The organism is Corynebacterium sp. ACRPZ, assembly GCF_022346205.1.
GTDB classification, from domain to species: domain Bacteria; phylum Actinomycetota; class Actinomycetes; order Mycobacteriales; family Mycobacteriaceae; genus Corynebacterium; species Corynebacterium lehmanniae.
In genome coordinates, this window is sequence record NZ_JAKRMR010000004.1 from 89,154 (window position 1) to 100,029 (window position 10,876).

13 protein-coding genes and 2 pseudogenes are annotated in these 10,876 nt (G+C 59.5%); 5 read left to right on the forward strand and 10 right to left on the reverse strand.

What is annotated here, in order from left to right:
* Window positions 1–29 precede the first annotated feature (29 nt).
* Window positions 30–341 carry a DUF4229 domain-containing protein gene (locus tag MHX64_RS04060; protein ID WP_239355929.1) on the forward strand — a complete coding sequence of 104 codons (312 nt, stop codon included), beginning with the start codon at window positions 30–32 and terminating at the stop codon, window positions 339–341.
* Window position 342: 1 nt separating this feature from the next.
* On the opposite strand, the gene MHX64_RS04065 is transcribed toward MHX64_RS04060, so the two are convergent.
* Genes MHX64_RS04065 through MHX64_RS04080 form a run of 4 tightly spaced genes read right to left on the reverse strand, consistent with a single transcriptional unit; the run spans window position 343 to window position 4,061 of the window.
* The gene (locus MHX64_RS04065; protein WP_194560143.1) at window positions 343–1,101 is read right to left on the reverse strand and encodes an ATP-binding cassette domain-containing protein; all 759 of its coding nucleotides are present in this window, start codon (window positions 1,099–1,101) and stop codon (window positions 343–345) included.
* Window positions 1,102–2,118 (reverse strand): ABC transporter permease, encoded by a 1,017-nt coding sequence (locus tag MHX64_RS04070; protein ID WP_085956873.1) that lies wholly within the window; start codon window positions 2,116–2,118, stop codon window positions 1,102–1,104.
* Entirely contained in the window at window positions 2,115–3,113 is a 999-nt protein-coding gene (locus MHX64_RS04075) for a substrate-binding domain-containing protein (RefSeq protein ID WP_239355927.1), read from the reverse strand. The genes MHX64_RS04070 and MHX64_RS04075 overlap by 4 nt, the downstream gene beginning before the upstream one ends.
* A gap of 45 nt (window positions 3,114–3,158) precedes the next feature.
* Entirely contained in the window at window positions 3,159–4,061 is a 903-nt protein-coding gene (locus MHX64_RS04080) for an AEC family transporter (RefSeq protein ID WP_239355925.1), read from the reverse strand.
* Window positions 4,062–4,351: 290 nt separating this feature from the next.
* On the opposite strand from MHX64_RS04080, the gene MHX64_RS12050 reads away from it, so the two are divergent.
* The 3 genes and pseudogenes from MHX64_RS12050 to MHX64_RS04090 all read left to right on the forward strand — a co-directional run.
* On the forward strand, window positions 4,352–4,405 hold the full coding sequence (locus MHX64_RS12050; protein WP_011113070.1) for a chloramphenicol resistance leader peptide: 54 nt from the start codon (window positions 4,352–4,354) through the stop codon (window positions 4,403–4,405).
* Between the two features lie 21 nt (window positions 4,406–4,426).
* Complete coding sequence (cmx, locus tag MHX64_RS04085; RefSeq protein ID WP_005297378.1) at window positions 4,427–5,602, forward strand: chloramphenicol efflux MFS transporter Cmx; 1,176 nt, start codon at window positions 4,427–4,429, stop codon at window positions 5,600–5,602.
* Window positions 5,602–5,700 (forward strand): annotated as a pseudogene (locus MHX64_RS04090) (IS481 family transposase); the annotation flags it as partial. The gene cmx and the pseudogene MHX64_RS04090, both read left to right, overlap by 1 nt.
* Window positions 5,701–5,805: 105 nt before the next feature.
* Here the strand turns inward: MHX64_RS04090 and MHX64_RS04095 are convergent.
* From MHX64_RS04095 to MHX64_RS04115, 5 genes are all read right to left on the reverse strand, one after another.
* Window positions 5,806–6,642: an aminoglycoside O-phosphotransferase APH(6)-Id gene (locus tag MHX64_RS04095; RefSeq protein WP_000480968.1), complete on the reverse strand. Its 837-nt coding sequence runs from the start codon at window positions 6,640–6,642 to the stop codon at window positions 5,806–5,808.
* On the reverse strand, window positions 6,642–7,445 hold the full coding sequence (gene aph(3'')-Ib, locus MHX64_RS04100; RefSeq protein WP_001082319.1) for an aminoglycoside O-phosphotransferase APH(3'')-Ib: 804 nt from the start codon (window positions 7,443–7,445) through the stop codon (window positions 6,642–6,644). The genes MHX64_RS04095 and aph(3'')-Ib overlap by 1 nt, the downstream gene beginning before the upstream one ends.
* A 65-nt stretch (window positions 7,446–7,510) precedes the next feature.
* The gene (locus MHX64_RS04105) at window positions 7,511–7,879 is read right to left on the reverse strand and encodes a recombinase family protein (RefSeq protein ID WP_012360778.1); all 369 of its coding nucleotides are present in this window, start codon (window positions 7,877–7,879) and stop codon (window positions 7,511–7,513) included.
* A gap of 5 nt (window positions 7,880–7,884) precedes the next feature.
* Entirely contained in the window at window positions 7,885–8,589 is a 705-nt protein-coding gene (locus MHX64_RS04110) for an IS6-like element IS26 family transposase (protein WP_001067858.1), read from the reverse strand.
* 156 nt (window positions 8,590–8,745) lie between these two features.
* Entirely contained in the window at window positions 8,746–9,561 is an 816-nt protein-coding gene (locus tag MHX64_RS04115) for an aminoglycoside O-phosphotransferase APH(3')-Ia (RefSeq protein WP_000018326.1), read from the reverse strand.
* A 150-nt stretch (window positions 9,562–9,711) separates the two neighbouring features.
* Between MHX64_RS04115 and MHX64_RS04120 the strand changes: the two genes are divergently transcribed.
* Window positions 9,712–10,416 carry an IS6-like element IS26 family transposase gene (locus MHX64_RS04120; RefSeq protein ID WP_239355923.1) on the forward strand — a complete coding sequence of 235 codons (705 nt, stop codon included), beginning with the start codon at window positions 9,712–9,714 and terminating at the stop codon, window positions 10,414–10,416.
* A 17-nt stretch (window positions 10,417–10,433) separates the two neighbouring features.
* Here the strand turns inward: MHX64_RS04120 and MHX64_RS04125 are convergent.
* Window positions 10,434–10,769 (reverse strand): annotated as a pseudogene (locus tag MHX64_RS04125) (recombinase family protein); the annotation flags it as partial.
* Window positions 10,770–10,876 lie beyond the last annotated feature (107 nt).

The window sequence follows — 10,876 nt, forward strand, 5'->3', positions numbered from 1 at the left end:
TACTTGGCCACCGGATAGGGTGAATAACCGTGACTGATCAAGTTTCCCCGCAGGTAGACCCGGAGGCGAAGTCCCGGGCGAACAAAGCCGTAGCTATCTACGGCTTGGACCGCCTGCTGTTGTTCATCGCGCTGACGGCAGTTATCCAGCTGCTCGCGGTGCTCATCGGCGCGCCGGTGCCGGTGATCATGTCGGCGCTGCTGGCGCTGATTGTGGCGTTCCCGCTGTCGATGCTGCTGTTTAAGCGCCACCGCCTGGAGGCCAATGAGGCGGTCGCGGAGCTGAAGCGCCAGCGGGCGGCGCGCAAGGACTGGATCCAGGCGGAGCTCGCGGAGCGCTAGCTTATCGACGCAACTCGTGGCTGAGCGCCTCCAGCTCTCCGCCCCCGGCCATCTGGTGGGTCAGCTCCTCGAGGGTGACCTCGGAACGAGGCGCGTCCAGCTCCTGGTGGCCGAGCTTCAAGATGGTGAAGTGGTCGCCCACCAAGAAGGCGTGGTGGGGGTTGTGGGTGACTAACACGACGGCGATGCCGCGCTCGCGGGCGGCGGCGACCATGCGCAGCACCGCCCCGGACTGTTTCACGCCGAGGGCGGCGGTGGGCTCGTCGAGGATCAGCACGCGGGCGCCGAAGTAGACGGCGCGGGCGATAGCGATGACCTGGCGTTGGCCGCCGGAGAGGTTGCCGGCCTCGACGTCCACGTCGGGGATGTCAATGCCCATCTCTAGAAGTTGCTCGGAGCAGATCCGCTTCATCTCGGCCTGGCGCAGCACCCCGAACGCGCCGGTGAGTTCCTGGCCGAGGAAGAAGTTGCGCCACACGCTGAGCTCGTCGACGATCGCCAGCGTCTGGTGGACGGTGGCGATGCCGGCGCTGATGGCGTCGCGGGGGGAGGTGAGGGTGGAGGCGGAGCCGTCGATAAGCATGGTGCCCGAGGTGGGTTGATGCAGGCCCGACAGGATTTTGATCAGGGTGGATTTGCCGGCGCCATTGTCGCCGAGCACGCAGGTGACTTCGCCTTCGCGCACGGCGAGGTTGACGCCGCGCAGCGCCTCGAAGCTGCCGTAGGACTTGGTGATGTTTTCCAGTTCGATGACAGCCACTTAGCGCCCCTTGGTGTATTTAGCGAAGGAGGTGTTGGCGAGCACCGCCACCAGCAGTGTCGCGCCGAGGAAGAACTTGAACCAGTCCGGGTTCCAGCCGGCGTAGACGATGCCCTGGTTGGTCATGCCGAAGATCAGCGCGCCGATGGCGGTGCCGACGGCGGTGCCGCGCCCGCCCGTCATGGCGCAGCCGCCGATGACCGCGGCGATGATGTAGAGAAATTCGTTGCCCACGCCCTGGCCGGCCTGGATGGAGTCGAAGGCGAACAGGGTGTGCATGCCGACGAACCACGCGGCGAAGCCGATGCCCATGAACAGCAGAATCTTCACGCGGCGCACCGGCACGCCGACGGCGCGGGCGGCGTCGGCGTTGCCGCCGACCGCGGTGATCCAGCCGCCGAGCTTGGTGCGGAACAGCACGAACGATGCCACGGCGACGAAGAAGATCCACCACAGGACGGTCACCGAGATGCGCACGTTGCCGATGTGGAACTCGCCGGCGAACACGGCGTGGGCGGACGGGAAGCCCTCCATGTCCGCGATGGTGGGGGTGGCCACCTGGCCGGTGACCAGCTTCGTCACCGCCAGGTTCAAGCCTTGGAGCATGAGGAAGGCCGCCAGGGTGATCAGGAAGGAATCGATGCCGGTGCGCGTGACCAAAAAGCCGTTGAGCGCGCCGATGGCCAGCGAGATCCCCAGCGCGAGGAACGCGCCCACCCACGAGTTCAGGTGCAGGTTGTAGTTCAGCATCGTCGCGGCCAGCGCGGCGGTGGTCACGGCGACACCGGAGGAGAGGTCGAACTCCCCGCCGATCATGAGCATGCCCACCGCAAGCGCCACGATGCCCAGGGTGGAGCTGGCGTACAGCGTGGTGGCCAGCGCCTCAAAGGAGCGAAACGCCGGCGCCACGGAGAGGAAGAAGACAAAGATAGCGATGAAGCCGAGGAGGCTGGCAAACTCCGGGCGGCGGATCAGGCGCGCGAACCCGGTGCGGGTTTTCAGGCGGTCGTCCCTCATCGCATGCCCGCCTTCGCGGCCTCTTCGACCTTGTCGACGTTGCTTGCGTCCACGAAGCTCGGGCCCGTGTAGACGGGGCGCCCGCCGCCGAGGGTGCCGCCGTTGCGTTTTGCAATCCACAGCGAGTCCACCGCCAGGTAGCCCTGCAGGTACGGCTGCTGGTCCACGGCCCACGCCACGCGCCCGTCCGCGATGGCGCCAACGAGCTCCGCGTTGGTGTCGAAGGTGGACACCTGTGCCTTCGCGCCGGACTGGTTCACGGATTCCACGGCGCGCATCGCCACCGGCGCCTGCAGCGCAAACACGGTGTCGAAGGAGCGGTCCTGGGAAAGCTTCGAGGTGATGGTGGACTGCACGGCGGTGAGGTCCTGGCCGTTGACGTACAGCAGCTCCACCGCGTTTGAGTCGCCGCCGAGGCCGTCGCGCACGCCGGCGCAGCGCGCCTCCTGCGAGGAGTTGCCCTGCTCGTGGATCACGCACAGCACCTTCTTCTTGCCTTCCTCCTTGAGGCGCTCGCCGGCGGCGCGGCCGGCCACGGTCTCGTCCTGGCCGAAGAAGCCGGTCATCCCGTAGTCCTGGTACGCGGTCATGCCGGCGTTCAGGCCGACTACGGGGATGCCGTGGTCCACGGCGTCGCGCGCCGCTGGGCCGATCGCCTCCGCATTCGGCATGGTCACAGCGATGCCGTCCACGCCCGCGTCCACCGCGGAGCGCACGAGGTTCGCCTGATTGGGCGCCTGCGGGTCGGAGGAGTAGCGCAGCTCGATGTTGTCCTTCTTCGCGGCGTCCTCGGCGCCCTTGCGCACGAGGTCCCAGTAGGTGTCGCCGGGCGCGCCGTGGGTGACCATCGCCACCACGTACCGCGGGGTGTCCACGCCGCCCGCCGTGCCGCCGCCGTCTTCGTTGCGGGGGGCTCCGCCTGTCGACGAGCATCCGCCTAGCATCGCCACCACCGTAAGCAACACGGCGGCCACTGTTTTCCGCGCCTTGGTCATTGCCAAAGTGTGAACCACTCCACTCGCTGCGTCAAGCGAAGGCACCTAGAACACCCCGGCGATGAGCAGCATCGCGGGCAGCGCCAGGAACGTGGTGAGGAAGACCGTGTCGCGGCAGATCACCTCACCCGAGCGGTAGGTCGCCGCGTAGTTGTACACGTTCTGCGCGGTGGGCAGCGCGCAAAGGATCAGCGCGGCGTACATCTCTTCCGGCCCTAGGTGCAGAAGCTTTGCGACGATCCACGCCACCGCCGGCATACCCACCAGCTTCAACGCGGTGGCGGTGAGGGTGGGGCCGCGGTGGCTTGTCAGCACCTTCTCACCGGTGAGCGAGGCGCCGAAGCTCATCAGGATCAGCGGGATGGACGCCCCGCCCAGGATCTCCAGCGGCGCGAGCACCGGCTCCGGCACGGTCCAGGATGCCGCGGAGACGGCGAAGCCCGCGAACGCCGCGACCACCACGGGAGCTGTCAGCCCGGACAGCACGGACTTGGCAACGCCGGAGGAGCTGCGGTCCAACCCAGCGATCACGATGGGGGAGAGCACCGCCATCTGGAGCACGAGGGCGGGCACGACGAAGGTGGCGTCGCCAAGCACATAGGTTGCGATGGGCAGGCCGATGTTGACGGAGTTGTAGTAGCTCGACGACGCCGCGCCAGCCATTGTTTCGGCCGCGTCCTGGTGGAAGAAGAGCGCGCTGATTGCCCAGTAGATGAGCATGGTCACCACCGTGGCGACGGCGATGACCAGGATGACCGAGGAGAAAAACGCGTCCGTGTCCGAGACCGCCACCGAGGAGAAGATCAGCGACGGGGTGGCTACGTAGAACGCGATGCGGTTGAGCTGCAGGCGCTCCTCGCCCGGCCCGATGACGCGCTTGTGCGCCAGCCACCACCCCGCCGCGATGACGGTGAAAATGATGGCAAAACCGGTGAGGACGTCAAGCATGCCCGTGAGTGTATCGCCGGGGCTGGGGGTGGTCGCGTTTGGGAATGTGGCAAATATTTGCCACATTGCGAAAACGAGGCACCTAGCTGTGATGTCCAGGGACGTTGTTCTGGCCCCCGCCCGTAATGACACCGTGCCGATTCAAGAAGTATCTGTCCAGACCGCTTGCCATTGAAGGCATGTTAGAGTTTGGGGCATGTCGAGTCCCGAATCAGACAGGTCAGGGGTTGTCGGTCACACCGCCAGCCCCTTGAACCACTAGTTACGACGCCCACGATCTGTGTGGGCGTATGTCTGGCGTACCCGGGGCGCTGGCCGTGGTGACAAGAAGAACCATTTCTTGATCTCACACCTCGGAGTACTCGATGCCTTTTGCCCTCTACATGCTTGCCCTGGCGGTCTTCGTCATGGGCACTTCAGAATTCATGCTCGCGGGATTGCTCCCCGCGATCGCGACCGAACTTGACGTCTCGGTCGGCACTGCGGGCCTGCTGACCTCCGCATTCGCAGTCGGTATGGTCGTCGGCGCGCCAGTGATGGCGGCATTCGCTCGCCGTTGGCCACCGCGGCTCACATTGATCGTTTGCCTTCTCGTGTTCGCGGGAAGCCACGTCATCGGAGCGATGACACCAGTGTTCTCTCTCCTGCTCATCACCCGGGTGCTCAGCGCTCTCGCAAACGCAGGATTCCTCGCCGTAGCACTGAGCACGGCCACTACCCTCGTGCCAGCGAACCAGAAGGGGCGTGCACTGTCGATCCTGCTCTCCGGCACGACGATCGCAACCGTCGTGGGCGTCCCCGCCGGGGCACTGCTCGGCACAGCGCTGGGCTGGCGAACGACGTTCTGGGCGATCGCCATCCTCTGTATTCCCGCGGCCGTTGGAGTCATTCGTGGCGTCACGAACAATGTTGGTCGGAGCGAGACTAGCGCGACCTCACCAAGGCTCCGTGTCGAGCTCAGCCAGTTGGCGACGCCGCGGCTCATCCTGGCCATGGCACTCGGAGCGCTGATCAACGGAGGGACCTTTGCGGCATTCACCTTCCTGGCACCCATCGTGACCGAGACCGCGGGCTTGGCCGAAGCGTGGGTGTCCGTCGCGCTGGTGATGTTCGGCATCGGATCGTTCCTTGGCGTCACGATCGCAGGACGACTATCAGATCAACGACCTGGCCTCGTGCTCGCAGTCGGCGGACCGCTATTGCTGACAGGCTGGATCGTGTTGGCAGTGGTCGCATCTCATCCCGTTGCGCTTATCGTCCTCGTCCTCGTTCAGGGATTCCTGTCGTTCGGCGTCGGCAGTACTCTGATCACGCGTGTGCTGTATGCAGCATCGGGTGCGCCAACGATGGGCGGTTCGTACGCAACCGCAGCATTGAATATCGGAGCTGCAGCGGGGCCCGTGCTTGGTGCGCTCGGGCTCGCGACCGGGCTGGGGCTGCTCGCGCCGGTTTGGGTCGCTTCGGTGCTGACAGCGATCGCTCTCGTCATCATGCTTCTCACCAGACGCGCGCTTACGAAGACCGCGGCGGAGGCCAATTGATGACCCATCCGAACGCTCTTCTCACTCCTCGTGCCCGTCTCCGGTTAGCTCGGCTGATTGTCGAAGACGGCTATCCGGCCACGATCGCCGCAAAGATGGGGTCGTTTGCGGGAGAGGGCGAAATCCTACGCTAAGGCTTTGGCCAACGATATTCTCCGGTAAGATTGATGTGTTCCCAGGGGATAGGAGAAGTCGCTTGATATCTAGTATGACGTCTGTCGCACCTGCTTGATCGCGGCCGCGATAGCTAGATCGCGTTGCTCCTCTTCTCCATCCGCGTTCCAAGCTGCGGAAAGGCACCCATAAGCGTACGCCTGGTCGAGCAGGCGACGCGGATCGACGTCCAGCGCACGAGAGAATGCGTCCGCCATCTGTGCAATGCGTCTAGGATCGAGACAAAGGTCGTCTCTGTCAGCCGGATCGTAGAACATATTGGCGGCGCCAAAGCCCACTTCACCGACCAGACCGACGGGATCTATCACCAGCCAGCCGCGACTGGAGAACATGATGTTTTCATGATGCAGATCGCCATGTAGCCCACGCAGTTCCGAGGCATTGCTCATCATTTGATCGGCTATAATCGCCGCGTGGACGTAGTCAGTTTGACAACCTGCGTTTTGATCATCGCGCGCCCGCTGAAACAAAGCTGCAAAGCGATCCCGGATCGGGAGAAGGGCAGAAGGCAGGGGTTCCTCAGATGCGGCATACAGCTTCGCCATTAGTTCCGCTGCAATTTCGGTCGCCTGGTAGTCGCCGTGCTCGGCAACGATGTGAGAGAGCATTCGCTCCCCGGCATATTCGAGCAACATCAGATTGTTCTCACGACCGAGCAACCGGACTGCTCCCCTCCCATTGCGCCATACCAGATAGTCGGCCCCGCGCAGTTCATCAGCAATGTCTTCTATAGGTTTCAATCCCTTGACGATTGCAGGAGTCCCGTCTGGCAATGAAACTTTCCAAACGAGGCTGGAAAAGGTGTCCGCAATGAGAACAGGTTGCGAAACGTGCCAATGAGCAGGAAAAACAGGCGGCATGAACATCAACCCCAAGTCAGAGGGTCCAATCGCAGATAGAAGGCAAGGCGTTCGCGGTCGGGGGCTTCGATCCCCAATACATTGAATAGGACAGCGAAGGCGCGCTCTGCTTCATCTGGCGCTGCCCAGTTCTCTTCGGCGTTAGCAATCATGAGTGCCAAATCGGCATAGCGATCTGCTGTTCCGAGCCGCCCAAGGTCGATCAGACCCGTGCATTGAAGAGTTTTAGGGTCCACCATGAAGTTCGGCATGCAGGGATCACCATGGCAAACAACCATATCGGTGCGCTCTTGGTCGAGCCGCACCGGTAGCTCTCGTTCGACACGAGCCAAAAGATCGAGCTGCGGCGTACTCTTGTCCTCGTCCGGTAAGAAGTCGGGATTGACGGCATTGCGGGACACCACATCAACGGCGCGTCCGAACATTCGCGACAGCCTGCGCTCAAACGGACATTGATCAACCGATAGGCTGTGAACAGCGCCAAGTTGCTGCCCCATTGACGGCCACGCTTTGAGCAAATCCGCTCCAGACAGATCAGCCGCCGGTACTCCCGGAATTGCCGTTATCACCAAGCATGCACCCTCCTGTTCCTCCTGCCAGTTGATCACCTCGGGGCAAGCCACACCTCGACCTTTGAGCCAAATGAGGCGGTCACGCTCTCCAGCGAGCTCACCGCGGCGGGAAGCAGGTGCGATTTTCGCGAAGGCATGCCCGTCACCACGTCGAAAAACAAAATCACCAGATTCTCCGCCTCTGACAGGCAACCAGTCAGAATGCGATTCACCAAAAAAAATATTAGTTCGATTCAATGGAGGTTCCTTCAGTTTTCTGATGAAGCGCGGAGGTGGCTCAACCTGCGAAAAGAAACGAGTTGCTACGTAAGTCCGAGAACATGCTTTCCATGGTCTCTGAGCTCGCCTTTGGGACCGACATATCGGTAGAGAGTGACGCGCTCGATGCCGAGTTCCTTGCAGAGATCGGAAACTGAAGTATCGCGCTGGGCCATGGCGGCTTGCGCGAGACGCACCTGAGCTTTGGTGAGCGCGAATTTTCGTCCGCCCTTGCGACCGCGCGCTCTCGCGGAGGCGAGACCCGCCATGGTGCGCTCTCGGATCAGATCCCGCTCGAACTCGGCCAAGGTGGCGAAGATTCCGAACACCATGCGACCGGACGCAGTCGTGGTGTCGATCTGAGCGGGCACTGTTGCAAAGTTAGCGATGAGGCAGCCTTTTGTCTTATTCAAAGGCCTTACATTTCAAAAACTCTGCTTACCAGGCGCATTTCGCCCAGGGGATCACCATAATAAAATGCTGAGGCCTGGCCTTTGCGTAGTGCACGCATCACCTCAATACCTTTGATGGTGGCGTAAGCCGTCTTCATGGATTTAAATCCCAGCGTGGCGTTGATTATCCGTTTCAGTTTGCCATGATCGCATTCAATCACGTTGTTCCGGTACTTAATCTGTCGGTGTTCAACGTCAGACGGGCACCGGCCTTCGCGTTTGAGCAGAGCAAGCGCGCGACCATAGGCGGGCGCTTTATCCGTGTTGATGAATCGTGGGATCTGCCACTTCTTCACGTTGTTGAGGATTTTACCCAGAAACCGGTATGCAGCTTTGCTGTTACGACGGGAGGAGAGATAAAAATCGACAGTGCGGCCCCGGCTGTCGACGGCCCGGTACAGATACGCCCAGCGGCCATTGACCTTCACGTAGGTTTCATCCATGTGCCACGGGCAAAGATCGGAAGGGTTACGCCAGTACCAGCGCAGCCGTTTTTCCATTTCAGGCGCATAACGCTGAACCCAGCGGTAAATCGTGGAGTGATCGACATTCACTCCGCGTTCAGCCAGCATCTCCTGCAGCTCACGGTAACTGATGCCGTATTTGCAGTACCAGCGTACGGCCCACAGAATGATGTCACGCTGAAAATGCCGGCCTTTGAATGGGTTCATGTGCAGCTCCATCAGCAAAAGGGGATGATAAGTTTATCACCACCGACTATTTGCAACAGTGCCCCGTCCGGATACTGCCAGATATCGGCGTCCAGGGAGATGTCCTGAAGCGCGGTGTCCGGAATTTCAGGTTTGTGTCTCTACAAAGACTAACTATCAGAAAAACTCATCGAGCATCAAATGAAACTGCAATTTATTCATATCAGGATTATCAATACCATATTTTTGAAAAAGCCGTTTCTGTAATGAAGGAGAAAACTCACCGAGGCAGTTCCATAGGATGGCAAGATCCTGGTATCGGTCTGCGATTCCGACTCGTCCAACATCAATACAACCTATTAATTTCCCCTCGTCAAAAATAAGGTTATCAAGTGAGAAATCACCATGAGTGACGACTGAATCCGGTGAGAATGGCAAAAGCTTATGCATTTCTTTCCAGACTTGTTCAACAGGCCAGCCATTACGCTCGTCATCAAAATCACTAGCATCAACCAAACCGTTATTCATTCGTGATTGCGCCTGAGCGAGACGAAATACGCGATCGCTGTTAAAAGGACAATTACAAACAGGAATCGAATGCAACCGGCGCAGGAACACTGCCAGCGCATCAACAATATTTTCACCTGAATCAGGATATTCTTCTAATACCTGGAATGCTGTTTTCCCGGGGATCGCAGTGGTGAGTAACCATGCATCATCAGGAGTACGGATAAAATGCTTGATGGTCGGAAGAGGCATAAATGCCGTCAGCCAGTTTAGTCTGACCATCTCATCTGTAACATCATTGGCAACGCTACCTTTGCCATGTTTCAGAAACAACTCTGGCGCATTGGGCTTCCCATACAATCGATAGATTGTCGCACCTGATTGCCCGACATTATCGCGAGCCCATCTATACCCATATAAATCAGCATCCAGGTTGGAATTTAATCGCGGCCTCGAGCAAGACGTTTCCCGTTGAATATGGCTCATAACACCCCTTGTATTACTGTTTATGTAAGCAGACAGTTTTATTGTTCATGATGATATATTTTTATCTTGTGCAATAGAACATGGGTTGGCACTGTTGCAAATAGTCGGTGGTGATAAACTTATCATCCCCTTTTGCTGATGGAGCTGCACATGAACCCATTCAAAGGCCGGCATTTTCAGCGTGACATCATTCTGTGGGCCGTACGCTGGTACTGCAAATACGGCATCAGTTACCGTGAGCTGCAGGAGATGCTGGCTGAACGCGGAGTGAATGTCGATCACTCCACGATTTACCGCTGGGTTCAGCGTTATGCGCCTGAAATGGAAAAACGGCTGCGCTGGTACTGGCGTAACCCTTCCGATCTTTGCCCGTGGCACATGGATGAAACCTACGTGAAGGTCAATGGCCGCTGGGCGTATCTGTACCGGGCCGTCGACAGCCGGGGCCGCACTGTCGATTTTTATCTCTCCTCCCGTCGTAACAGCAAAGCTGCATACCGGTTTCTGGGTAAAATCCTCAACAACGTGAAGAAGTGGCAGATCCCGCGATTCATCAACACGGATAAAGCGCCCGCCTATGGTCGCGCGCTTGCTCTGCTCAAACGCGAAGGCCGGTGCCCGTCTGACGTTGAACACCGACAGATTAAGTACCGGAACAACGTGATTGAATGCGATCATGGCAAACTGAAACGGATAGTCGGCGCCACGCTGGGATTTAAATCCATGAAGACGGCTTACGCCACCATCAAAGGTATTGAGGTGATGCGTGCACTACGCAAAGGCCAGGCCTCAGCATTTTATTATGGTGATCCCCTGGGCGAAATGCGCCTGGTAAGCAGAGTTTTTGAAATGTAAGGCCTTTGAATAAGACAAAAGGCTGCCTCATCGCTAACTTTGCAACAGTGCCTCTGAGCGCCCTTTCCAGTCAGAACCCGCAGGCCGATCTTGCGGTCTGACAGCTCCTTCACCGTGTTGACCAGATGGGCAAGCGATCGTCCGAGGCGATCGAGCTTCCAGACCACCAGCACATCGCCGTCACGCAATGACTTGAGGCAGGCAGTCAAGCCAGGGCGATCATCACGACCGCCGGAAGCAAGATCATCATAGATATTGTCCCGTTCGACACCTGCGGCGCGCAAGGCGTCGTGCTGCAGGTCGAGAGACTGCGAGCCATCGGCTTTGGAGACGCGGGCATATCCGATCAGCATGTATCACAAACGTTGGTTTGAGGCGGCGCTTCGGCCACGATTGCATTGACCTCTGGAAATGTATCTCAACCAGCTTCATAAACAAAGCGTCTTGAACGCTATCAGAT